We start from the raw sequence: 21135 nt of genomic DNA on the forward strand, positions 1-21135 counted from the left end.
TAAATCACAAATACCAACTCTGGGGTTTGCCCGCAGGGGTGGGGCCCCCCGGCTGGGGGCCGGCCCGCCAAAAATTCCCGCGCCCAAAACCCGGGGCCCCCCGCCGGGGGGGACAGCCGGGGGGGGTCGGGGGCACGACACGGGGTGGATGAGGCGCCCGTGTCGGACGCGGGATCCACGTGAGATCGGCCTCAGGGACGCAAAATCAGAAGCAGGTACGAACGCGGCCAACGTACTGGCCGTAGGCGTTGTACTGGGCGGCCCAGCCGCAGCGATGATAGCCGTTGTAATAGGGGTCGTTGCTGGCGGCGATCGCGGAGCCGACGACGGCGGCGGTGGCGATGCCCAGGCCGACGCCGACGCCCCAGCCGAGCGGCTTGGCTTGCGCCTGCGAGGTGGTGGCGACGACGCTGCCGGTCAGGGTGAGCGCGGTGAGGGCAACTGCGAAAATCTTGGTCTTGATCGACATGTGAAACTCCATCCGGGTTGAGGCGGTCCGTTGTGGCCCGCGTACCGAGTTGGACGGAGGCTCCGCGCGTCCGGTTCGAAACCGGCAAAAGCGGAGCTCGACTTTGAATCTTTCCCGAATGATTCCAGCAGGATAAGCGCTAACCGAGCGGGCCTTTGGCGAGCCTGTTCACGTCGAAGTTATCGACCTCGGCAAGCAGCTCGCAAAAAGCGCGGGCGCCCTGGTCGATCAGTTGCTCGCCCTTCGCGGCCACGGCCAGCGTCGCATTGCCGACCGCGCCGCTTGGGTTGAGATCCTGCGCCTGCCAGGCGAATGGTGCGGGTCGCTGCGTCGACAGCCAGCGATATTGCTGCTCCATCGCGATGCTGCTCGCGGGAAAATCCGCGATCGCATCACCGCGTACCTGATCGGGATAGCGCGCCAGCATGATTGAGGTCTCGACCGCGCCGCCATGAATGCCGTGGCGCACTTCGTCGGCCGGGAACAGGCTGTCCGCGCCCGACAACCGCGACCACGACGTCGTCACCACGAACAGCTTCTGATGCGCGCGAAGATCCTGCGCGATCAGCATCATGGCCGCGCTGTTGCCGCCATGGCTGGTGATGATGACGAGCTTCTTCAATCCGCGACGCGCGACATCTTCGCCAATCGCGGTCCATTTTTTCAACGCGATGTCGGTCGGCAGCGTCTGCGTGCCCGGATAGTCGATATGCTCGGTGGAAATCCCGATCGGTTCAACGGGCAGGAAACTGGCCGGAGCGCTCTCGGGCAGCAGCTCGCGCACCCGCGCGAGATAGGTGTCGGCGATCAGCACGTCGGTCTCGAGCGGCAGATGCGGGCCGTGCTGCTCGGTCGCCGCCAGCGGCAGCACTGCGATCCAGCGCGACACCTCGGCGGGGCTGGCATCGGCCCAGCGGATCTCGGTCCAGTCGCGGGAAGGCGTCATCAAGGTTTCTTTGCCCGAATTTGTCGCGTAATTTGGGGTATCAGGGGACGCGGGCCAGGCCGGCTCGCGTCCCTGAATGTCTTGCGGTTTTATCGCGTTGCTTGGACATCGGCTAGAAGCGATCGACGGAGTCCCATCATGAGCCCCTCTCATCTGCGGCGAGCCTTAACGGCGGGTCTGATGGCCGCTTTCGTCTCGGTGGTCCCGGCGCGCGCCGAGACCCTGGACAAGGTCACCTTCGGCACCAATTGGGTCGCCGAGGCCGAGCATGGCGGCTTTTTCCAGGCCGTCGCCGACGGCACTTACAAGAAATACGGCCTCGACGTCACCATCGTTCCCGGTGGTCCCAACGAAAACAACCGGATGCTCCTGATCGCCGGCAAGATCGATTTCTTCATGGCCGCGAACACGCTGATGTCGTTCGACGCGGTCGCCAACAACGTCCCGGTCGTCACGATCGCCGCGGTGTTCCAGAAGGATCCGCAGGTGATGCTGACGCAGCCCGATGCCAAGGTCACCAAGATCGAGGACCTCAAGCCGCTGACGCTGTTCGTCTCCAAGGAGGGCATGACCAGCTATTTCCAATGGCTGAAGTCCGAATACGGTTTCAGCGAGAAGAACGTTCGCCCCTACAATTTCAATCCGCAGCCCTTCATCGCCAATCCCAAGAGCGCGATGCAGGGCTACGTCACCTCCGAGCCCTTCGCGGTCGAGAAGGCCGCCGGCTTCAAGCCCAACGTGCTGCTGCTCGCCGATTACGGCTTCAACACCTATTCGACCCTGATCGAGAGCCGCCGCGACGTGGTCGAGAAGAAGCCCGACCTGGTGCAGCGCTTTGTCGATGCCTCCATGGTCGGCTGGTACAATTACATCTACCGCGACAATTCCGCGGGCAACGCCATGATCAAGAAGCTCAATCCGGAAATGACCGACGAGCTGCTCGCCTATTCTGTCGCCAAGATGAAGGAGTACGGCATCGTCGATTCCGGCGATTCGCTGAAGAACGGCATCGGCGCGATGAGCGACGAGCGCTACACCTCCTTCTTCAACAAGATGGTGAAGGCGGGCGTGGTGAAGGCGGACCTCGATTTCCGCAAATCCTATACGCTGCGCTTCGTCAACAAGGGCGTCGGCGCCGAGCTGCGCCCGAGCAAGCCGTAGCGCAAGGCCGATGTCATCAGTCCAAACGTCGGCGGGGGTCGAGGCCGGCCTGACGGCCCTGGCTGTCAGCCTGCGCGGCGTGACAAAGACCTATGATAACGGCGTGCTGGCGCTCGGCCCGCTCGATCTTGCGGTGCGCAAGGGCGAGTTCATCTCGCTGCTCGGTCCGTCAGGTTGCGGCAAGTCGACGGCGCTGCGGCTGATCGCGGAGCTCAGCGCGCCGTCGTCAGGAATCGTGAGGCTGGCGCGTCGCGAGGGCGGACCCCAGCCAGGTCATGTTCAACCAGGTCATGGCATCGGCTTCGTGTTTCAGGAACCGACCTTGATGCCCTGGACCAGCGTGCGCGAGAACGTGCGGTTGCCGCTGAAGCTCGCAGGCGTTCCGAAGGCGGAATCGCGCGCGCGTGCCGACGAGGCGCTGGCAAGCGTCGGGCTTGCCGATTTCGCCGACGCCTTTCCCCGCGAGCTCTCCGGCGGCATGAAGATGCGGGTGTCGCTGGCGCGCGCGCTCGTCACAGACCCAGATATCCTCCTGATGGATGAGCCGTTCGCGGCGCTCGACGAAATCACGCGCTTCCGCCTCAACGACGATTTGCTCGCGCTGTGGCGCAGGCTCGGCAAGACCGTCATCTTCGTCACGCATTCGGTGTTCGAATCCGTCTATCTGTCGCAGCGCGTGGTAGTCATGACGGCGCGGCCGGGCCGCATCCAGGCCGACTTCCGCATCGAGACGGTCGAGCCGCGTGGCGAGGAGTTTCGCACTTCAGTCGCCTATTCCGATTATTGCCGGAAAGTGTCGGCGGCGCTGGCGCCGTCCTATGCAGGGCAGTCGACGCTATGAACGCGCAAGCTTCCGTCACGGCGAGGCCGTCCGGCGCAAAACGCGCGGTGCGCTTCGTGCTGCCCGTCATCGTGTTCGCGGCGGGCCTGCTCGCCTGGGAGCTCGTGGTCCGCATCAAGGACATCCCGCCTTACGTGCTGCCGGCGCCCTCGGTCATTTTCCTGACGCTGATCAAGGATTGGGCGGTGCTGTCACAATCGCTTGCCGCGACGCTGCTGACCACGCTTGAAGGTTTTGTCGCGGCCAGCATCGGCGGCATCGCGCTGGCGCTGCTGTTCAACCAGTCCAAATGGGTGGAAGCATCGCTGTTCCCCTATGCCGTGGTGCTTCAGGTTACGCCTGTCATCGCGATCGCGCCGCTGCTGCTGATCTATCTGGAGCAGCAGACCGCGGTCGTGGTCTGCGCCTTCATCGTCGCCTTCTTCCCGGTGCTGTCGAACACTACGCTCGGGCTCAATTCGGTCGATCGCAACCTCGCGGGCCTGTTCCAGCTCTATGGCGCCTCGCCGCAGCAGACCCTGCGCTTTCTCAAGCTGCCGGCGGCGCTGCCTTATATTCTCGGCGGGCTGCGTATCGCCGGCGGCCTGTCGCTGATCGGCGCGGTCGTGGCCGAAATCGCGGCGGGAACGGCCGGCGCCGGCTCCGGGCTCGCCTACCGTATCGCAGAATCCGGCTACCGCCTGAACATACCCCGCATGTTCGCAGCGCTGCTGCTGTTGTCGCTGGCCGGGATTGTCATCTATGGGGTGCTGGCGCTAGTTTCCCACCTCGTTTTACGGCGCTGGCACGAGAGCGCGCTTGGAAAGGACAACTGATGACCACCGGTTCGATTTCGTCCGAAAAGATCGACCTCCTGATTTATGGGCCGGTCCGGCCGATCCTCGAGAACGGGTTTTCCGATCATTTCGTCGTGCACAAGGCGGAGACGTGGGGGGATCTCGAGCGGCTGACGCCGGCAATCCGCGAAAAGATCCGCGGCGTGGCGGTGACCTATCACACCGTGCGCGCCGACAAGAATTCGCTGTCGCAATTGCCCAAGATCGAGATGGTGGCGAGCTTCGGCGTCGGCTACGACCACGTCGATGCCAAATACGCCGCCGAGCACAACATCATCGTCACCAATACGCCCGACGTGCTGACCGAGGAGGTCGCCGACGTCGCGATGGGCCTTCTGATCTCTACCGTGCGTGAGTTCATCAAGGCCGACCGATATGTGCGCTCCGGACTCTGGCAGACCCAGAACTATCCGCTCAGCGTCGGCTCGCTGCGCGACCGCAAGGTCGGCATCGTCGGCATGGGCCGGATCGGACAGGCGATCGCACGGCGGCTCGATGCCTCGCTGGTGCCGGTGGTCTATCACACCCGCAATCCGTCCAAGGACGTCGCCTACAAGCATTACCCCGACCTGATCGACATGGCGAAGGCAGTGGACACGCTGATGGTGATCGTGCCCGGTGGCGCCAGCACCAACAAGATGATCAACGCCGAGGTGCTGAAGGCGCTCGGCCCGCGCGGTGTGCTGGTCAACGTCGCGCGCGGCTCGGTGATCGACGAACCGGCGCTGGTCCAGGCGCTCAAGTCCGGCACCATTCTTGCCGCCGGCCTCGATGTGTTCGCGGCCGAGCCGAACGTGCCGGACGAGCTCAAGACCATGCAGAACGTGGTGCTGCTGCCGCATATCGGCTCGGCCTCGGTGGTGACGCGCAACGCGATGGATCAGCTCGTGGTCGACAATCTCAAGTCCTGGTTCTCAGGCAAGGCGCCATTGACGCCGGTTGCGGAAACGCCGTTTAGGGGACGCTGATGGGAGGTCTTCGGGTCCTAGCATCTGTGATCGCGGCATGCGTTGCCGCGATCGGCATCGCGCAGGCGCAGGATACAACGACCCTGAAGAAGGAGATGCCCGGGCAGTGGGAGCTCTCGACCACTGAGCGCAGCAAGACCTGCGTCGTCACGCTCAAGGCGGACGCCGCCGCTCAAGGCTTCAAGCTCGAGCTGGAGCCGGCCTGCAAGGCCGCGCTGCCTTTCACCAAGGACATCGTCGCCTGGAGCGTCAGAGGTCTCGACATCGTCCGCTTGCAGGATTCGAGTGGTGAAGCCGTGATCGACTTCACCGAGGTCGAGGCCGGCATCTTCGAGGGCCTGCGGCAGGGCGAGGGCGTCTACATCCTGCAGGACCTTGCCGCCGCCCGCTCGATGGCAAAGTCGATGGACCAGATGATCGGCGACTGGTCGATCGTGCGCGGCAACGGCCAGCCGGTCTGCGGGCTGACGCTGACCAACACGGAAGCCGGGCCGGACAATTTCCAGGTCTTCCTCAAGCCGAAATGCGATGCGGCGATCGCGCAGTTCAACCCGACGCAATGGCGGCTCGACCGCGGCCAGATCATCCTGCTGTCGAAGGCCGGTGAGGCCTGGCAGTTCGAGGCCGACGACAACGCGCAATGGCGGCGCGTCCCCGATACCGCCGATCCCCTGATCATGCTGCGTCAGTAGCGTTCGCCCGGCCTCGCAATTTTCCCGTTCCTGATGTCGATCCGGCGCCGGCTGGATCGTCATCCCAATAGCGAGCTGATTTCGCGGCCGAACTGGCCGCGTCTCGCCTCAACAGGAGTTTTGCATGCGCTTCATGTACATCGTTACTTCTCCGAAGCCCCTGGCAGGGCCGTCCCCGGCGCTGGCGGAGGCGATGCAAAGGATTTCCGAACGGGAGATCAAGGCCGGCCGGATGCTCGATAATGGCGGCCTGATGCCGCTTGCGACCGGCGCGCGGGTGTATGTCGCTGACGGCGAGCTCAGCGTCATCGACGGCCCGTTCGTGGAGGCCAAGGAGGTGATCGGCGGCTATGCCATTTTCGAATTGCGCGACAAGGACGAGGCCCTGGCGATGGCCAAGGAATTCATGCAGTTGCACCTCGACCACATGCCGGGCTGGGAAGGCACCTGCGAATTGCGGGCATTCGCGACGCCGGGCGTGGACGTGGCCTGTGAGGTCAACGCGCGTGCAGGGGTCGCCGCCCACGCCTGATGGACAACTCCGCTCGTCTCCTTCGGCGGCGATGACGGCCGCCGACACCGACATCGATCGTGTCATCCGCGCCACTTGGCGCGTCGTGCAGCCGCGGCTGATAGCCACGCTGTCGCGGATGCTGCGCGACGTGCCGCTGGCGGAAGAGCTGACCCAGGACGCGCTGGTTGCGGCGCTGGAATCCTGGCCCATCGTCGGCGTGCCCGAAAATCCCGGCGCCTGGCTCATGACCGCTGCCAGGCGCCGCGCGCTTGATCATTTGCGCCGCGGCAAGATGCTCGCGGAGAAGCACGACATGCTGGCGCGGGACATGTTGCAGGAGCAGGCGACCGTGCCGGATTTCGATGCCGCGCTCGACGACGACATCGGCGACGAATTGTTGCGGCTGATCTTCACGGCCTGTCATCCGATCCTGTCGCGCGAAGCCCGCGCGGCGCTGGCGCTACGCATGATCTGCGGCTTGACCACATCGGAGATTGCGCGCGCCTACCTCGTGCCGGAAGCAACGATCTCGCAGCGCATCGTCCGCGCCAAGCGAACGCTGTCGGAATCCGGCCTCGCCTACGAGACCCCGAGCGGCGAAGCTCTGTCGGAGCGTCTCGCCTCGGTGCTGGAGGTTGTCTATCTGATCTTCAACGAGGGCTATCTCGCGGCGCGGGGAGAGGAATGGTTGCGGCCGCAGCTCTGTGACGAGGCGTTGCGCATGGGCCGGGTGCTCGTCGGTCTGGCGCCGGACGAGCCGGAAGTTCACGGCCTCATCGCCCTGATGGACCTGAATGCTTCGCGTACGCGTGCGCGCACCGATGCGAATGGTGATCCCATTCTGCTGATGGACCAGGATCGCACGCTCTGGGATCAATTGCAGATTCGTCACGGCCTGCGGTCGCTCGAACGTGCCTGCGAGCTCGGCGGCGCCGGAGGATTTTACGCGCTTCAGGCCGCCATCGCGGCGTGTCATGCCACGGCGGCGGATTCTGCTGCAGGCACGGACTGGCGGCGCATCGCGCAGCTCTATGCCGCGTTGGCGCTTCTGGTGCGCTCGCCGGTCATCGAGCTCAATCGCGCGGTCGCGGTCGGCATGGCGGAGGGACCGCAAGCCGGGCTCGACGTGCTGGACGCAATCGCCGTCGAGCCGGCGCTGACGGCCTATCATCATCTGCCGGCGGTTCGCGGCGACTTCCTGCAAAAGCTCGGGCATCTCGCAGAGGCGCTGCTGGCGTTCGAGGCTGCCGCTACTCTTGCGACCAATGGGCGTGAGCGCGCGCTGATGCAGCGTCGCGCCGCGGCGCTGCGCGACCAGTGTCTCTAGGTCGTCGGCCTGGGCGGCGGCGCGGTGCCTTGGGCCCACTTCTCCATCTTGCCGAGTATGCCCCAGGCCGTGAGCGCCAGCGAGATCGGCATCGCGAACTGGCCGAGGCCCGGCACCGCCGACACGAGCGTCCCGAGCAACCCGGCAATGCCTCCCGCGTTGGGGCTCGCCGTCACCGACGAGAGCAGCGCCGTGATCAGCGAGCCGCCGATGCCGAGCGCAGTCTTCTTGCCGTCGAGCATCTTGCCGATGGTATCGCCGAGCGCGCCATTGACCTGGCCGAGGACAGGCTTGCCGTCCCGGTTGAGCAAGGTGCCGAGCAGGTCGACGACCTGCTTCAACTGGTCGACGGGAGCGGTGCTGGTCGGGGTGAGGGGGCCTGGCATGGAGGATGTCTTGTTGACGAGGGAGAAGAGCCGTTCGAACAGGCTGATCGGATCATTGGTGGCGGGCAGTGTATTGCCCGATGTAGTCGTTGCCGGCGTCACACCGCCGACCGGCGGCCGCAGCAATTGCGCGAGGTCCTCGAGCCGCTTCATGATCCGGGACACATCGCCGGTCGGTCCGGTGGGGGCCGACTGCGTCGCGCGCGTGAGGGCGGCGACCGTGGCGCCGTCGAGAAGTCCGGTATCTCTCAGGCCGTTCTGCTGCTGAAATTGCGAGACCGCGGTTCTGGTCTTCGGTCCGCTGATGCCGTCCTCGGCGAGCGGCGGATTGGCGCCGAGCTTGTTGAGCGCCTGCTGCATGAGAACGATCGTCGACGCCGCGTCGTCTTCCGGCTCCGCGCGGCTCGCGAATTGCGGGCTGTCGTCGAGGGTGATCGAGGAATCCAGCGACATCATGGCATGCAGGATTACCGCGGTGCCGAGCTGGGAATCGACGTGGTTCGAATCGAACACGTGATCGCGAACGAATTTGCCGGCCCTTGCCTCGGGCGGGCCATACAGCGTCGAACCGCCATAGAGATAGGGCGAATTGCAGCCCTTGGCGTGATAGCCGAAGCCGTTGAACGCTTCGAGCCGGAACAGAATCCGCGCGATCCCCCAGTCGTGAGCGCCGACGAAATTCTCGATCCTGAAGGCGTCTACGGCGCCGTCCACGAACGTGGCAAACGGACCGCGCCCCTTCGGAACGAGCGCCGTCACGCGATGAAGCGTTTCGCCGTTGCCGAGATAGGTGTCGAAATCGAAATTGGACTCGCGGTAATGGCAGAGGGCAGCGAAATGCCAGGGGACGCCGGTCAACCGTTCGATCTGCTGATAGGTCGCCTTGCCGTTGATGGCCTTGCGCGCGACCGCATTCGCGTCGGACAGGCGCGAAGGCCGGATCTCGAGATTGGACCAATTGCGCTCGTATTCGCTTTTCAAACTCTCGAATGAAATCATTTTCCGCTCCCACAATGAATGAACTATCGCAACTCCGCGTCAGACGAAGTGAACCGGGTGCCGTGATCAGGGCGTGAGGCCAGCGTGATCTCCCGCAAGTCTGGCAGGCCGCCGCGGCGCCGCGTGTGAAGTGGGTTACAACCTCGCCGGGAAAATGAGCGGCAGGACCGGGATCAGGGCGGCCGCCCGCGAGGGAACCGGCAGGGCCGCTGCCCCGTTAGCGACGCGAGACAGTCCGGCCAAGGAGCCCTGCATGACCACGCGCGTCCTCGCGATCGGCATCGAACCCGGCAATGCGGACTACAGCGCATTCCCGCAGCTCACGCCGGAGCTCGTGCGCAACTATATCGATGCGCAGCTGCTGCGCCTGCGCGATCTCGGTTACGAGGTCACGAGTTGCCTGATCGATCTCGATGCCGCGGCGGAAGCCGCCGTCACGGCGGCGTTGCGCGAGGAGAATTTCGACTGCATCGTGATCGGCGCGGGGCTGCGCGAGCCGAAGGAGCGCCTGCTGCTGTTCGAGAAGGTGCTCAACCTCGTCCACCGCCTGGCGCCGGATGCGGCGATCTGCTTCAACACCACGCCGGCCGACACCGCCGAGGCCGTGCAGCGCTGGGTCGATGCATGAGATGAAGCATCCGGCCGCGCGGCGCACGCGGCATGGCCTGAGCCGCCTTCGAGCCGAGCCTCCGACGCCATCGCGAGACGTGCCGGGTCCCGGCATGGTGATTTTTCTGGTCCGAATCCGGTTGCGGCGCTATGACTCGTCTGACCACAGGGGAGGGCGAGCATGCTTCGAGGTCTTCGCATTGGAAGTTTCGCTATCGCGGCATGTCTGGCGGTCGTAATCGCGATGCCGGCTCATGAAGCGGCGGCGCAGGACGCAATTGGCGGTGCCATCCTCGGCGGCGTCGGTGGAGCGATCGTGGGTGGCGCCATCGGCGGAGGCCGCGGAGCCGCCATCGGCGCTGTCGTCGGTGCCGGCACGGGCGCCGCGATCGCCTCCGAGGGCGAACGCCGCCGCTCCGGCTATTACGCCTATCAGCGCGGCTGCTACATGCAGCGCCGGGACGGCTCCTATGTCCCGGTCGATCCGCGATATTGTTACTAGATCAACCGCATCCCGCGCAAACTCGCATGCCCGCTCTTGCCCACGATGATGTGGTCGTGGACGGCGATGCCGAGCGGCTTGGCGATGTCGATGATCGCCTTGGTCATCTGGATGTCGGCCTGCGAGGGCGAGGGATCGCCTGAGGGGTGGTTGTGCACCAGGATCAGCGCGGTCGCGGATAATTCCAGCGCGCGCTTGATCACCTCGCGCGGATAGACCGGGGTGTGATCGACGGTGCCGGTCTGCTGCACCTCGTCGGCGATGAGCTGGTTGCGCTTGTCGAGGAACAGCAGGCGAAACTGCTCCTTCTCGGCAAACGCCATGCTGGTGCGGCAATAGTCGATCACCTCGTTCCAGGACGACAGCGCGTTGCGGCTGTTGACCCCGCCCTTGGCGACGCGGTGCGCCGCCGCCGCGAGCAGCTTGAGCTGGTGGATCGCGGATTCGCCGACGCCGTCCACCTCGCGCAGGCGCGACACCGGCGCGTGCACGACCTCGGCAAACGAGCCAAAGGTCTTGATCAGCGACTTCGCCAGCGGCTTGGTGTCACGCCGCGGCAGTGCCGGAAACAGCGCCATCTCCAGCAGCTCGTAGTCGCTGAGCGCGTCCGCACCCGCGCTGTAGAAGCGCTCGCGCAGCCGTTCGCGATGGCCGAGATAGTGCGGCGGCGCGTGCTCCGGCTTGCTCTTGTCATGGTCGGTCTTGGCGGGCATCGGCCGCCAGCATTGCTGCGGGTAATCGTTTTTGCAACCGTCAATTGCGCCTGCGGCGCGCTGGTCCCGACAGCTGGCCCAGAAGATGGTGGCTCAGCCTATCGGCTTCTTGGCGCTGTGCGCCGGCGGGGACACCGTAATCGCCACGACGCCGACGAGAATGAGCGCCATGCCGGCAAGGCTGGACCAGCTGAAGTGCTCGCCGAGCCATACGGTGCCGAGCGCCACGGCAAAGCCCGCACGCAGGTAGCTCCCACTGGTCGTGCCAAGCGGGCCGAGCGTGCGGATCAAGCGGAAGTAGATCACCATCGCAAGGGCCGTACAGACAATCGCGAGCGTGATGACCGCTGCGATCGCGCTCGCGGGCGGTGGCGGGAGGGTCCAGGGCCGTTCGATGGCGGTGGCCGCGGGCAGCATCAGCGCTGCGGCGCAACTCATGGCGCCGGCCGCGGTGACGATTGCGGGCAGGCCCGAGAAGCGTTGTCCCCATATCGGTGCCAGCGCGTAGCAGAGGCTCGCGCACAGCACGGCCGCCTGCGCCAGCGGTGCCGTCGTGCCGATCCCTGAGAGCGCGTCGGCACCCATGGTCACCGCGACGCCCGCAAGGCCGAGGGCGACGCCGATGATCTTCCGGCTACTCATGGTCTGCCGCCCGAGCCGGGTCATCAGCGCGATCGCGAGCACGAACATCGGCGGGGTCGCATTGAGCACGCCGGCAAGACCGCTTGCGATATGCATCTCGCCCCAACTGATCAGTGAACGGCAAGGCGCTTTGCAGCAGCCCTTGCACGAAGAAAGCCGCCCATACCGATCCACGGCCGGGAAGGGCGTGTCCCTGCGTGCGAGCGACCGCAATCAGGAGAATGGCCGCGATCGTCACACGCGCGGCAACCATCGTGAAGGGCGGGATCGTCGGGACCGCGACCTTGATCAGCGTGAACGAGCTGCCCCAGATCAGCGAGAGCAGCAGCAGAAGCCCGATATCGAGCGCGAGAGTGGTTTGTTCTGTCGTGTGTTGCGCCTGCGGGCTCATGCGAATCTGCTCCGGGATGGACCGGGACCATGATCCGGCGCGGCGGCGCAGGCTGGCTGGATTCGGACCTCATCGCCCGACCGAGTCCGATTTCGGCTACTCGGCGTGCAGCGCGGGCATTATTGTCGCGCAATGGCGACAGGTTCGGAACATCGGCAGACGCTGCCACCGCATCTCGACTGGGACACTTGCGATCGCGCGCGCCTCGCGCGTGCGCGCGCATTCGACGGCCTGTTCTTTTCGGGTGTCCGCTCGACGCGGATCTACTGCCGGCCGGTCTGCCCGGTTCGCCCCGCGCGCTCCGAAAACGTCACCTTCTATCCGACCGCCGCCGCCGCCGAACGTGCCGGCTTTCGCCCGTGTCTGCGCTGCCGGCCGGAAACCGCGCCGGGGTCGCCGGCCTGGATGGGAACGGCGAGCACCGTTGCGCGCGGCGTGCGCCTGATCAATGAAGGTTTCCTGGATCGTGCATCCATGGCGGAGCTTGCAGAAGCCCTTGGCGTCGGGCCGCGCCATCTGCTCCGCCTGTTCATGCGCCATGCCGGGGCGAGCCCGAGCGAGATCGCGGCGACGCGGCGCGTGCAGGAAGCCAAGCGCCTGATCGACCAGACCAGCATCACATTGGCGGAGATCGCCTTCGCCGCAGGCTTCGGCAGCGTTCGCAGATTCAACGATGCCTTTGCCGCGACCTACAAGCGGCGACCGTCGTCGTTCCGACGGCCGCGATAGGCGCGCGGTGGGATCACCCGATCTGCTTCTCGCCGTGCCGCTCCGACAGCGTGAAAATCTCGACGCCGGTGGCGGTGACGCCGACGGAGTGCTCGAACTGCGCCGACAGCGAGCGGTCGCGGGTCACGGCGGTCCAGCCGTCGGAGAGGATCTTTACGTGCGGCTTGCCGAGATTGATCATCGGCTCGATGGTGAAGAACATGCCGGGCTTGAGCTGCACGCCTTCGCCGGGCCGGCCGATATGAATGATGTTCGGCTCGTCGTGGAACATGCGCCCGAGGCCATGGCCGCAGAAATCGCGCACCACGCTCATGGCCTGCGGTTCGACGAAACTCTGGATGGCGTGGCCGATGTCGCCGGTGGTGGCGCCGGGCTTCACCGCCGCGATGCCGCGCATCATCGCCTCATAGGTCACCTCGATCAGCCGCTCCGCCTTGCGCGCGATCGGGCCGACCGCATACATCCGGCTGGAATCGCCGTACCAGCCGTCGACGATGAAGGTGACGTCGATGTTGACGATGTCGCCCTCTTTCAGCGGACGGTCGCCGGGCATGCCGTGGCAGACCACGTGGTTGAGCGAGGTGCAGGTCGAATAGCGGTAGCCGCGATACATCAGCGTCGCCGGATAGGCATTGTTGCTGAAGGCGAAGTCGCGGACGAACTGGTCGATGCGCTCGGTCGGAACGCCGGGCCCGACGATGTCCGTGAGCTCGTCGAGACACTTCGCCACCAGCGCGCCCGCCTTGCGCATGCCGGCAAAGGCGCTTGGCCCGTGCAGCTTGATCTGTCCGGTCTTGCGCAGGGAGGTATCGGAGGCTTCGACGTAGCTCATGCGGGCGCAATCTTCTGAGGTGGGCTCGATATCGGCGGAAAGGCTTGATTTCGCGCCCCAATTTAATGATTGCGCGCCTTCATGCAAGTCAGGCCTGCCTGCCTTGCGCCCTTAAGCTGGCCTAATTCGGGACTTCCATGATGGTTTCCACCGGCAGGGCACCGCCGCGGACGCGGATTTCGCGGACCGGGTAGGGAACCCGGATACCCTCGCGCTTGAAGGCGTCCCACAGCGCCAGCATCACGTCGCTCTTGACGTTGTCCATGCCGTCGGGGTCGGCGATCCAGAAGGTCAGCGAGAACTTCATCCCGGCTTCGGCGAACTCGGTCAGGATGCAATTCGGCGGCTTGCCCTTCTGTGCGCGCGGATGCGCGGCCGCGGTCTCGGCGGCGAGCTTGCAGACCAGCCGTGGGTCCGCGTCGTAATTGGTGCCGAAGGCGATCTTCACCAGCGTGTTCTTGTCGGTGTAGGTCCAGTTGACGACCTTCTGCGTCACCAGATCCTCGTTCGGCACCAGGAATTCGCGGCCATCGCCGGCGGCGACGGAAATATAGCGCGTCTTCATCGCGCTGATCCGCCCGGTGTTGTCGCCGATGGTGACGAGATCGCCGGGCTTCACCGATTTGTCAGCGAGCAGGATGATCCCCGAGATGAAATTGGCGACGATCTTCTGCAGGCCGATGCCGATGCCGACGCCGACCGCGCCGGAGAACACCGCGAGCGCCGAGAGATCGATGCCGACCGTGCCGAGCGCGATCACGATCGCGACCGCAAGCAGGCCGATGCGGATGATCTTGACCAGCAGCACCTGTACCGACGGGGTCAGATCGGTGGTCGAGTTGATCCGGCTCTCGGCGAAATTGCTGGCGATGTTGGTGAGCCAGAGCGCGATGAGCAGCAGCGCGCCGGCCTTGATCACCAGCAGCGGTGTCAGCCGCAGCCCGCCGAGCACGATGGCGAAGGAATCGAGCAGGTCGACCGTCGCATCGAGCTGGCCGAGGATCGAGAGCGCCGCGACGAACCAGGCCGTGATCGACACCAGCTTGACGATGAAGGCGTTGCGCAGCACCGAGGTCACCAGCCGGACCGCGAGCCAGGCCAGGCCGAGCTTGGCGGCGACCATCAGCAGATAGGAGCGGCTCGGCCAGGTGGCGTGGTACATGACCACGCGCGAGATGATCACGAGCAGGGTGAACACCGCCGTCGAGGCGCTGGAGACCATCACCCGGGCGAAGTGCCGGAGCGGCAGCGGCCAGCGCATCGCCAGCGAGGTCATGTCGACCCGGCTGCGAACGGCGGCTTCGGCGGCATAGGCGATGCCGGCCGCGGCCAGAATGAGCCCGAACTGCAGGTAGAACCAGGGCGAGGAGATTTCGGCCCCGACGCTGCGCGCAGTGGTCTGCACGAACTCCATGAAGTCTTTGAGGTCCATGTCTATCGGTCTCGTCGGGGAGCGGGCGGGAGGCATTGATTCGAGCGCGCCGGAGAATCCCACAAAGGGCCCGGCCGGGCCACCGATACACCGCTAAGTAAAGCGCGTTAAGGCCGCAAAATGCGGGCAGATTGCCGCGAGCGGGAGAAAATGGGTTGGCGTGGGAGTCCGCCGACGATAAGGATGCAATTCCAGCGATTTCGTACCCGGAAGGTGGATGGCTTCCCTCGACACTGTCAGCCTCGCCATATTGCTCGGCGCCGTCCTGGTGTTGGCCGGGATCCTGTCAAGCCTGCTTGCGCTGCGCTTCGGCGCGCCCCTTCTGCTCGTCTTCCTCGCGATCGGCATGCTCGCGGGCGATTCCGGTCCCGGACAGCTGCAGTTCGACGACGTCCGAACCACCTATCTGGTCGGCTCGGTCGCGCTCGCACTGATCCTGTTCGATGGTGGCTTGCGGACCCGATTTGCCAGCATTCGCACCGTGCTCGCGCCTTCCATGGTGCTCGCGACCGTCGGCGTGCTGCTGACCGCGCTGATCACGGCGCCGTTCGCTAAATACGCGCTCGACCTCAACTGGACGGAGTCGCTGCTGGTCGGCGCGGTGGTGGCCTCGACTGACGCGGCCGCAGTGTTCCTGCTGGTGCATACCCAGGGCCTGCGCCTGCGCCCGCGCGTCGGGGCGACGCTGGAGGTGGAATCCGGCACCAATGATCCCTTCGCGATCTTCCTGACCCTGATGCTGGTCGAATACATCTCGCTCGGAACGGGCACGGCCGTGCATGTGCTGATGGAGTTCGCCCAGGAGGCCGTGCTGGGCGCCGTCGTCGGGGTGATCGGCGGGCGTCTGGTGGTCATCGCGCTCAACAAGGTCGCGCTGCCGCAGGGCCTCCATGCGCCGTTTGTCACCACCGCCGCGCTCGTCATCTTCGGCGGCTCGCAGATCATGCACGCCTCGGGCTTCCTCGCGGTCTATCTCGCCGGTATTATCATCGGCAACCGGCCGACGCGTGCGCATAATTCGGTGGTGGCCTTCCTGGACGCCGCGACCTGGCTCGCGCAGATCGTGATGTTCGTGCTGCTCGGCCTGCTGGTCTCGCCGAGCCGGCTTGGCGGCAGCGTGCTGCCGGCGGTCGGGATCGCATTCGTCCTGATGCTGGTGGCGCGGCCGATCGCGGTGTTCGTGTGCCTGGCGCCGTTCCGCTTCAACTGGCGCGAAAAGATCTTCATCGCCTGGACCGGTCTGCGCGGCGCGGTCGCGATCTTCCTGGCCTCGATCCCGATGCTGGTCGGGCTGTCGAAGGCCTATCTCTATTTCGACGTCGCCTTCGTCGTCGTCATCATCTCGCTCCTGCTGCAAGGCTGGACGCTGGCACCGGCCGCGCGCAAGCTGCACGTGGCGCTGCCGCGCGCCGAGCGTGGCCCGCGCCGTGTCGAATTGGATCTGCCCGGCCAGCTCGAGCAGCAGCTCGTCGGCTATCCGGTGCGGTCCAAGAGCCTGTATTTTCGCCGCGGCCTGATCCCGTCCTGGTCGAAGCCGACGCTGGTGATCCGCAACGAGAACATCTTGACGCCGATTGAAGCCGAGCCGATCGCGCCCGGCGATTACATCTATCTGCTGGCGCCCCCGGAAAAGGCCGAATCGCTCGACCGCTTCTTCGTCGACATGCAGCCGAGCTCGGCGCCGGACCCGCATCTGCTGGGCGACTTCATGGTCTCCGGCGAGCACACGCTCGCCGAGCTCGCGGAGATCTACGGCGTGAAGGTCGGCGAGGACGAGAGCGGGCACACGCTCGCTGATTATTTCGACGTCCATCTCGACCGCGCGCCGAAAGAGGGGGCGGAGCTCGTGCTGGATCCGATCGTGCTTGTGGCGCGCTCGATCTCCGGTGGCCGAGTCAACGTCGTCGGCCTGCGCCTGCCGGAAGATGAGGAAACCCCCGCCCCGCTGACGCGCATGCAGGTCCTGCGGCGCAAGCTCGCGGATTTGTGGAGCTCGGTGGCGGGGGTTTAACGCTACATCCGCGTCGGCGGTCATTGATGAAGCGCACGTCTGCTTCTTCGTCGTCCTGGCCTAGTGCGCAATTGCGCACGGGGGCCAGGACCCATAACCACCGCCAGCTGTTTCGCGAAGGCTGGTGGTGACGATCTGCCCCACCCGCTTCTCCCTAGGGTAATGGGTCCTGCCTTTCGCCAGGACGACGGCGGGGTCCGTGGCGACAGCGCGGGAACCGCCACCAAATCGCCGCAACCGCCGAAGATTTGCGCGTCTTCGTGACCGCCGCTCCCGGAACGCTCCGCGATGCCGCTCGTTCTTAGCGGCGTAAACGCAGCTGACAGGAGTAATCCATGCGAAAGCTCATCTTGCCGGCGATCGTTGCGATCGGCATCGGATCGGCCGCGCCCGCGATGGCCTATGACACCGGAGATCAGATCTCGATGCAGGTCGCGCTCGATGTCGCCACCGATATCGGCGTCATGACCGTCTCGCACACCGAGTTCCTAGGCGATGAATGGCAGATCGAAGGCCGTGATCGCGCCGGCCGCTGGATGGAGGTCGACGTGGACGCCCGAACGGGCGAGGTGCGCAACGTCGATCGCGGCTGGTAGTTGCGGTTCCCGGTAGCAGAGCGCGCCGCCGCAACGCGCGGCGACCGCGTCGCCTCGGTGCGGCTGTCGAGCGCGCTCCACGTTCATCTGGTGGAAGCGCTCGGCAATGCGGAGCTGTCGCACTTCCTCGCCGATCTGCTCAGCCGGTCCTCGGTGATGGTCTCGGTCTACGAGCCCGCCCCAACGTCGTCCTGGCGAAAGCCAGGACCCATTACCCCGGGGAGTAGTTTTGCGAACACCAGTTACGTTTTCTTCGCTGGTACGCACACCACCTGCCGCTGATAGATCACGCGGTATGGGTCCTGGCTTTCGCCAGGACGACGGCGGAGGGTGGGCCGGCGGCTTGCCTCATCCGTTGCCTGCTCAACCGCCCCTCACGTCAGCACCTTCACCCCGCCGAACGACGTCACGCGGCCGTGCTTCAGCATCACGATCTGCGTCGCGAGCTGGCGCAGCTCGGCGGCGTCGTGGCTGACATAGACCATGGGGACGTTGGCCTCGTCGCGCAGCCGCACCAGATAGGGCAGGATCTCCAGCTTGCGGCCCTCGTCGAGCGCGCCGAGCGGTTCGTCGAGCAGCAGCAGGCGCGGCCTCGACAGCAGCGCGCGGCCGAGCGCGACCCGCTGCCGCTCGCCGCCGGAGAGCTTTCCGGGACGGCGACCCTGCAGTGCGCCGATGTCGAGCAGCTCGATGACGCGCTTGTGCTGCGCCGGATCGGGCGCGAGGCGGTTCATCCGCCTGCCATAGTCGAGATTTTGCGCGACGTTGAGATGCGGAAACAGCCGCGCATCCTGAAACACATAGCCGATGCGACGGCGCCAGGTCGGGACATGAATGCCGGCCACGCTGTCGTCGACAGTCTCGCCGTCGATCACGATGGTGCCGCGGTCGGGCCGCAGCAGCCCCGCGATCATGTTGACCAGCGAGGTCTTGCCGGCGCCCGACGCTCCGAACAGGCCGATGACGCGGCCCTCGCTCGCGAAGGCGGCGGACAGCGAGAACTCGCCGAGCTGCTTTTCGATGTCGACACGCAGCATGGTCAATTCCCGTGCAGGCGTGCGGTGGCGCGGCGGGCGAACCATTCGGCGGCGATCAGCGCGCCGAGCGCCAGCACGATCGAGACGATCACGAGCCGTCCCGCGGCGGCGTCGCCATCGGGGGTCTGGATCAGCGAATAGATCGCGGACGAAATCGTCTGGGTCTCTCCGGGAATGTTGGAGACGAAGGTGATGGTGGCGCCGAATTCGCCGATCGCCTTGGCAAAGCCAAGCACCATGCCGGCGAGCACGCCAGGCAGCGCCAAGGGCAGCGTCACCGTGAAGAACACTTTGAAAGGAGTGGCGCCGAGCGTCTCGGCGGCCTGCTCGAGCCGGCGGTCGATCGCCTCGATCGACAATCGCATCGGACGCACCAGCAGCGGAAACGCCATCAGGCCGCAGGCAAGCGCGGCACCGGTCCAGCGGAAGGCGAAGACGATGCCGAGATGGTCCGCCAGGAAGCCGCCGACGAGTCCGCGGCGGCCGAAGGTCAGCAGCAGCAGATATCCGGTGACGACGGGCGGCAGCACCAGCGGCAGATGCACCAGCGCATCGAGCACCGACTTGCCCCAGAACTCACGCCGCGCGAGCAGCCACGCCAGCGCAATGCCGAACGGCGTTGCCACCAGCGTTGCGATCACGGCGACCCTGAGCGAGAGCAGGATCGCCGTCCATTCGGCGGGAGAGATGTCGAGCATCAAATCGCAAAATTAAGTGGAGGGGCTGATCAGGAACTTGAAACCGTATTTTTCCAGAATGGTCTTGGCGGCGGTCGAGCGCAGGAAGGCGAGATAGTCGCTGGTCTCGCCCTTGGCTGTCGTGGTCGCAGCGACGGGATAGATGATCGCGGGATGCGAATCCGTCGGGAAGGTGCCGACGATCTTCACGCCGGGCTCGACCTTGGCATCGGTGGAATAGACGATGCCGAGATTGGCCTCGCCACGCGCGACCAGCGTCAGCGCGGCACGCACGCTCTCGGCCATGGCGAATTTCGGCTCCGCCGCCTGCCAGGCGCCGAGCTTTTCCAGCGCCGCCTTGGCATATTTCCCGACCGGCACCGACTTGACGTCGCCGGTCGCGATCCTGCCATCGCCGGCGAGTTTTGCGAGGTCGAAGCCCTGCGCGATGGCGACGTTGTCGAGTCTGGAATCCTTCGGCGCAATCAGCACGATGCTGTTGCCGAGCAGATTGACCCGGGTCGGCTCGTTGATGGTCTTCTTGGAGATCGCGTAGTCCATCCAGTCGGTGTCGGCGGAGACGAACACATCGGCCGGCGCGCCCTGCTCGATCTGCCTGGCGAGCACGGAGCTTGCGGCATAGCTGACGCTGAACTTGACGCCGGTCCTCGCGGTGTAGGCCGCGTCGACCTCGTCGAGCGCGTTCTTCATCGAGGCTGCCGCGAACACGGTGATGGTCTTGTCCTCGGCGGCGGCAGGCGAAAGGCCCGCGCCCGCGAGGATCACGAAAGCGGTGAAAAGTCCGGCAATACGAATCATGGATGCGCTCCGTGCGAGATCGCGCGCGCAAGAAGCACGCGCAGATCCGGCGTTGGTGGGTCTGAGCGACGAGCGGAAGCGCTGTTCCACGGGTCCCGGCGGCGGCTTACGGCCGGCAGGGATATCGCTACTCTCGAAGATAGCAGGCCAGGGCCTCAGGTCAAAGGCGACCGCTTGGCTCATTGCGCCGGTAGGATGGCGATTGAGAGCGAATTGTCCTTGGCGCCGCTGACCTGGAGCACGACGGGCTGGCCCGACAGCTCGTATTTCATGGTCTTGCGGATGCCGTCGCAATCGGTCGCGCCACTGAACGCCACGGGCTTGAGGGCATGCCCGTCCTGGACCAAATCGACCCACGCGCCCGAGGACAGGCTGACCGTGTAGAGCCCGGCCTTCGGGGCCTTGATGCCAGTGAAGCCGGCAAATGTGCCGTCCTTTGGCGCGCGCTCCGGAGGCGTCGGCAGTTTTGCCTCCGCGGACGCGACCAGCCCCAGCGTGATGGCCGACGACGGCAACGCGGCCTGCTCGCTTCCCGATGCCATCTTGACACCGTCGGGCGCGGTCAGCGCGGCGCGCTCGCGCTCGATCGACCATTTGAATTTGTCGCAGCCGCTGGGTTCTTCCGCCGCAAAGGCGGGCGCGATACCGAGCAACAGCAATCCAAGCAGCAGAGGGATGCGCATCTCAGTCCACCGCGATCATCACATCGGAGGCCTTGATCACCACCGTGACCTGCCCCTTCGCCTTGATGCCGAGGTCGTCGACCGCCTCGTTGGTGATCGAGGAGGTCACGATCGTACCGTTGCCGATGTCGACACGGACGTGGGACGTCGTGGCGCCCTTCGTGACTTCGATGACCGTTCCCTTGATCTGGTTGCGTGCACTGATGCGCATGGGCTCTCACAATGGCTGGCGCGCGCGACGAAGCCGCACGCGTGAGGAGGGATTTGGTTGATGAGGGCGGGATTGCATCCCGGCAGGGCCGACCCGCTTACGGCAGGGCAGC

General features: G+C 65.5%; 26 protein-coding genes. 13 read left to right on the plus strand and 13 right to left on the minus strand.

What is annotated here, in order from left to right; translation table 11 throughout:
• Positions 1-205 precede the first annotated feature (205 nt).
• On the minus strand, positions 206-469 hold the full coding sequence (locus tag AC0L3K_RS32310) for a hypothetical protein (RefSeq protein WP_354126995.1): 264 nt from the start codon (positions 467-469) through the stop codon (positions 206-208).
• A 139-nt stretch (positions 470-608) separates the two neighbouring features.
• Complete coding sequence (locus AC0L3K_RS32315) at positions 609-1415, minus strand: creatininase family protein (RefSeq protein WP_219679117.1); 807 nt, start codon at positions 1413-1415, stop codon at positions 609-611.
• A 138-nt stretch (positions 1416-1553) separates the two neighbouring features.
• Here AC0L3K_RS32315 and AC0L3K_RS32320 point away from each other — a divergent pair, with 138 nt between their 5' ends.
• From AC0L3K_RS32320 to AC0L3K_RS32350, 7 genes are all read left to right on the plus strand, one after another.
• Positions 1554-2576 (plus strand): ABC transporter substrate-binding protein, encoded by a 1023-nt coding sequence (locus AC0L3K_RS32320; protein ID WP_007597806.1) that lies wholly within the window; start codon positions 1554-1556, stop codon positions 2574-2576.
• Positions 2577-2586: 10 nt separating this feature from the next.
• Positions 2587-3417: an ABC transporter ATP-binding protein gene (locus AC0L3K_RS32325; RefSeq protein ID WP_354200108.1), complete on the plus strand. Its 831-nt coding sequence runs from the start codon at positions 2587-2589 to the stop codon at positions 3415-3417.
• A complete protein-coding gene (locus tag AC0L3K_RS32330; protein WP_354200107.1) occupies positions 3414-4232 on the plus strand; it encodes an ABC transporter permease in 819 nt (272 codons plus the stop codon). Before AC0L3K_RS32325 ends, AC0L3K_RS32330 begins: the two co-directional genes overlap by 4 nt.
• A complete protein-coding gene (locus AC0L3K_RS32335) occupies positions 4232-5221 on the plus strand; it encodes a 2-hydroxyacid dehydrogenase (RefSeq protein ID WP_354200106.1) in 990 nt (329 codons plus the stop codon). The genes AC0L3K_RS32330 and AC0L3K_RS32335 overlap by 1 nt, the downstream gene beginning before the upstream one ends.
• Entirely contained in the window at positions 5221-5913 is a 693-nt protein-coding gene (locus tag AC0L3K_RS32340) for an AprI/Inh family metalloprotease inhibitor (RefSeq protein ID WP_007597798.1), read from the plus strand. Before AC0L3K_RS32335 ends, AC0L3K_RS32340 begins: the two co-directional genes overlap by 1 nt.
• Positions 5914-6037: 124 nt before the next feature.
• On the plus strand, positions 6038-6445 hold the full coding sequence (locus AC0L3K_RS32345) for a YciI family protein (RefSeq protein ID WP_007597797.1): 408 nt from the start codon (positions 6038-6040) through the stop codon (positions 6443-6445).
• Between the two features lie 31 nt (positions 6446-6476).
• Complete coding sequence (locus AC0L3K_RS32350; protein ID WP_354200105.1) at positions 6477-7754, plus strand: RNA polymerase sigma factor; 1278 nt, start codon at positions 6477-6479, stop codon at positions 7752-7754.
• On the opposite strand, the gene AC0L3K_RS32355 is transcribed toward AC0L3K_RS32350, so the two are convergent.
• Complete coding sequence (locus tag AC0L3K_RS32355) at positions 7751-9139, minus strand: peptidoglycan-binding protein (protein ID WP_473367568.1); 1389 nt, start codon at positions 9137-9139, stop codon at positions 7751-7753. The two genes, AC0L3K_RS32350 and AC0L3K_RS32355, sit on opposite strands and share 4 nt — an antisense overlap.
• 253 nt (positions 9140-9392) lie before the next feature.
• Between AC0L3K_RS32355 and AC0L3K_RS32360 the strand changes: the two genes are divergently transcribed.
• A complete protein-coding gene (locus tag AC0L3K_RS32360; protein WP_219679124.1) occupies positions 9393-9767 on the plus strand; it encodes a hypothetical protein in 375 nt (124 codons plus the stop codon).
• Positions 9768-9929: 162 nt separating this feature from the next.
• Positions 9930-10250 (plus strand): glycine zipper domain-containing protein, encoded by a 321-nt coding sequence (locus AC0L3K_RS32365; protein ID WP_007597793.1) that lies wholly within the window; start codon positions 9930-9932, stop codon positions 10248-10250.
• Here AC0L3K_RS32365 and radC read toward each other — a convergent pair.
• The 3 genes from radC to AC0L3K_RS32380 all read right to left on the minus strand — a co-directional run bounded on the left by radC (position 10247) and on the right by AC0L3K_RS32380 (position 11996).
• Positions 10247-10963 carry a RadC family protein gene (radC, locus tag AC0L3K_RS32370; protein WP_354126991.1) on the minus strand — a complete coding sequence of 239 codons (717 nt, stop codon included), beginning with the start codon at positions 10961-10963 and terminating at the stop codon, positions 10247-10249. The genes AC0L3K_RS32365 and radC overlap by 4 nt on opposite strands.
• Before the next feature lie 93 nt (positions 10964-11056).
• The gene (locus AC0L3K_RS32375; RefSeq protein WP_473367569.1) at positions 11057-11701 is read right to left on the minus strand and encodes a DMT family transporter; all 645 of its coding nucleotides are present in this window, start codon (positions 11699-11701) and stop codon (positions 11057-11059) included.
• Positions 11598-11996: an EamA family transporter gene (locus AC0L3K_RS32380; protein ID WP_473367570.1), complete on the minus strand. Its 399-nt coding sequence runs from the start codon at positions 11994-11996 to the stop codon at positions 11598-11600. The genes AC0L3K_RS32375 and AC0L3K_RS32380 overlap by 104 nt, the downstream gene beginning before the upstream one ends.
• 132 nt (positions 11997-12128) lie before the next feature.
• Here AC0L3K_RS32380 and AC0L3K_RS32385 point away from each other — a divergent pair, with 132 nt between their 5' ends.
• Positions 12129-12725, plus strand: a complete 597-nt coding sequence (locus tag AC0L3K_RS32385; protein ID WP_354200041.1) for a bifunctional transcriptional activator/DNA repair enzyme AdaA — start codon at positions 12129-12131, stop codon at positions 12723-12725.
• 13 nt (positions 12726-12738) lie between these two features.
• Here the strand turns inward: AC0L3K_RS32385 and map are convergent, their stop codons facing one another.
• Both map and AC0L3K_RS32395 read right to left on the minus strand, forming a co-directional pair.
• Positions 12739-13557 carry a type I methionyl aminopeptidase gene (map, locus tag AC0L3K_RS32390; protein ID WP_007597786.1) on the minus strand — a complete coding sequence of 273 codons (819 nt, stop codon included), beginning with the start codon at positions 13555-13557 and terminating at the stop codon, positions 12739-12741.
• A 121-nt stretch (positions 13558-13678) separates the two neighbouring features.
• Entirely contained in the window at positions 13679-14995 is a 1317-nt protein-coding gene (locus AC0L3K_RS32395) for a mechanosensitive ion channel family protein (RefSeq protein ID WP_354200379.1), read from the minus strand.
• A 211-nt stretch (positions 14996-15206) separates the two neighbouring features.
• Between AC0L3K_RS32395 and AC0L3K_RS32400 the strand changes: the two genes are divergently transcribed.
• The 3 genes from AC0L3K_RS32400 to AC0L3K_RS32410 all read left to right on the plus strand — a co-directional run bounded on the left by AC0L3K_RS32400 (position 15207) and on the right by AC0L3K_RS32410 (position 17878).
• Positions 15207-17000, plus strand: a complete 1794-nt coding sequence (locus AC0L3K_RS32400; RefSeq protein WP_007597784.1) for a potassium/proton antiporter — start codon at positions 15207-15209, stop codon at positions 16998-17000.
• A gap of 335 nt (positions 17001-17335) precedes the next feature.
• Complete coding sequence (locus AC0L3K_RS32405) at positions 17336-17596, plus strand: PepSY domain-containing protein (protein WP_007597783.1); 261 nt, start codon at positions 17336-17338, stop codon at positions 17594-17596.
• A complete protein-coding gene (locus AC0L3K_RS32410; RefSeq protein ID WP_473367571.1) occupies positions 17597-17878 on the plus strand; it encodes a hypothetical protein in 282 nt (93 codons plus the stop codon).
• A 92-nt stretch (positions 17879-17970) separates the two neighbouring features.
• Here AC0L3K_RS32410 and modC read toward each other — a convergent pair whose 3' ends face one another.
• The 5 genes from modC to AC0L3K_RS32435 all read right to left on the minus strand — a co-directional run bounded on the left by modC (position 17971) and on the right by AC0L3K_RS32435 (position 21023).
• Positions 17971-18633, minus strand: coding sequence for a molybdenum ABC transporter ATP-binding protein (modC, locus tag AC0L3K_RS32415; protein ID WP_219679129.1), 663 nt, complete (start codon positions 18631-18633; stop codon positions 17971-17973).
• A 2-nt stretch (positions 18634-18635) separates the two neighbouring features.
• Positions 18636-19331, minus strand: coding sequence for a molybdate ABC transporter permease subunit (gene modB, locus AC0L3K_RS32420; RefSeq protein WP_007597781.1), 696 nt, complete (start codon positions 19329-19331; stop codon positions 18636-18638).
• A 12-nt stretch (positions 19332-19343) separates the two neighbouring features.
• Positions 19344-20129: a molybdate ABC transporter substrate-binding protein gene (gene modA / locus AC0L3K_RS32425; RefSeq protein ID WP_473367572.1), complete on the minus strand. Its 786-nt coding sequence runs from the start codon at positions 20127-20129 to the stop codon at positions 19344-19346.
• A gap of 179 nt (positions 20130-20308) precedes the next feature.
• Positions 20309-20812 carry a hypothetical protein gene (locus AC0L3K_RS32430; RefSeq protein WP_007597779.1) on the minus strand — a complete coding sequence of 168 codons (504 nt, stop codon included), beginning with the start codon at positions 20810-20812 and terminating at the stop codon, positions 20309-20311.
• Position 20813: 1 nt separating this feature from the next.
• Positions 20814-21023 carry a TOBE domain-containing protein gene (locus AC0L3K_RS32435; RefSeq protein ID WP_007597777.1) on the minus strand — a complete coding sequence of 70 codons (210 nt, stop codon included), beginning with the start codon at positions 21021-21023 and terminating at the stop codon, positions 20814-20816.
• Positions 21024-21135: the final 112 nt, after the last annotated feature.

This window comes from Bradyrhizobium sp. MI1.10, assembly GCF_055811035.1.

What these genes read in the sequence shown, in the direction of transcription:
- radC (WP_354126991.1), bottom strand. Translation starts at nt 10,963, where the DNA reads ATGCCCGCCAAGACCGACCATGACAAGAGCAAGCCGGAGCACGCGCCG.
- AC0L3K_RS32400 (WP_007597784.1), top strand. Translation starts at nt 15,207, where the DNA reads ATGGCTTCCCTCGACACTGTCAGCCTCGCCATATTGCTCGGCGCCGTC.
- AC0L3K_RS32435 (WP_007597777.1), bottom strand. Translation starts at nt 21,023, where the DNA reads ATGCGCATCAGTGCACGCAACCAGATCAAGGGAACGGTCATCGAAGTC.
- modA (WP_473367572.1), bottom strand. Translation starts at nt 20,129, where the DNA reads ATGATTCGTATTGCCGGACTTTTCACCGCTTTCGTGATCCTCGCGGGC.
- AC0L3K_RS32335 (WP_354200106.1), top strand. Translation starts at nt 4,232, where the DNA reads ATGACCACCGGTTCGATTTCGTCCGAAAAGATCGACCTCCTGATTTAT.
- AC0L3K_RS32355 (WP_473367568.1), bottom strand. Translation starts at nt 9,139, where the DNA reads ATGATTTCATTCGAGAGTTTGAAAAGCGAATACGAGCGCAATTGGTCC.
- AC0L3K_RS32340 (WP_007597798.1), top strand. Translation starts at nt 5,221, where the DNA reads ATGGGAGGTCTTCGGGTCCTAGCATCTGTGATCGCGGCATGCGTTGCC.
- modB (WP_007597781.1), bottom strand. Translation starts at nt 19,331, where the DNA reads ATGCTCGACATCTCTCCCGCCGAATGGACGGCGATCCTGCTCTCGCTC.
- AC0L3K_RS32365 (WP_007597793.1), top strand. Translation starts at nt 9,930, where the DNA reads ATGCTTCGAGGTCTTCGCATTGGAAGTTTCGCTATCGCGGCATGTCTG.
- AC0L3K_RS32385 (WP_354200041.1), top strand. Translation starts at nt 12,129, where the DNA reads ATGGCGACAGGTTCGGAACATCGGCAGACGCTGCCACCGCATCTCGAC.
- AC0L3K_RS32320 (WP_007597806.1), top strand. Translation starts at nt 1,554, where the DNA reads ATGAGCCCCTCTCATCTGCGGCGAGCCTTAACGGCGGGTCTGATGGCC.
- AC0L3K_RS32345 (WP_007597797.1), top strand. Translation starts at nt 6,038, where the DNA reads ATGCGCTTCATGTACATCGTTACTTCTCCGAAGCCCCTGGCAGGGCCG.
- AC0L3K_RS32325 (WP_354200108.1), top strand. Translation starts at nt 2,587, where the DNA reads ATGTCATCAGTCCAAACGTCGGCGGGGGTCGAGGCCGGCCTGACGGCC.
- AC0L3K_RS32360 (WP_219679124.1), top strand. Translation starts at nt 9,393, where the DNA reads ATGACCACGCGCGTCCTCGCGATCGGCATCGAACCCGGCAATGCGGAC.
- AC0L3K_RS32330 (WP_354200107.1), top strand. Translation starts at nt 3,414, where the DNA reads ATGAACGCGCAAGCTTCCGTCACGGCGAGGCCGTCCGGCGCAAAACGC.
- map (WP_007597786.1), bottom strand. Translation starts at nt 13,557, where the DNA reads ATGAGCTACGTCGAAGCCTCCGATACCTCCCTGCGCAAGACCGGACAG.
- AC0L3K_RS32405 (WP_007597783.1), top strand. Translation starts at nt 17,336, where the DNA reads ATGCGAAAGCTCATCTTGCCGGCGATCGTTGCGATCGGCATCGGATCG.
- AC0L3K_RS32315 (WP_219679117.1), bottom strand. Translation starts at nt 1,415, where the DNA reads ATGACGCCTTCCCGCGACTGGACCGAGATCCGCTGGGCCGATGCCAGC.
- AC0L3K_RS32350 (WP_354200105.1), top strand. Translation starts at nt 6,477, where the DNA reads ATGACGGCCGCCGACACCGACATCGATCGTGTCATCCGCGCCACTTGG.
- AC0L3K_RS32380 (WP_473367570.1), bottom strand. Translation starts at nt 11,996, where the DNA reads ATGAGCCCGCAGGCGCAACACACGACAGAACAAACCACTCTCGCGCTC.
- AC0L3K_RS32430 (WP_007597779.1), bottom strand. Translation starts at nt 20,812, where the DNA reads ATGCGCATCCCTCTGCTGCTTGGATTGCTGTTGCTCGGTATCGCGCCC.
- AC0L3K_RS32310 (WP_354126995.1), bottom strand. Translation starts at nt 469, where the DNA reads ATGTCGATCAAGACCAAGATTTTCGCAGTTGCCCTCACCGCGCTCACC.
- modC (WP_219679129.1), bottom strand. Translation starts at nt 18,633, where the DNA reads ATGCTGCGTGTCGACATCGAAAAGCAGCTCGGCGAGTTCTCGCTGTCC.
- AC0L3K_RS32375 (WP_473367569.1), bottom strand. Translation starts at nt 11,701, where the DNA reads ATGCATATCGCAAGCGGTCTTGCCGGCGTGCTCAATGCGACCCCGCCG.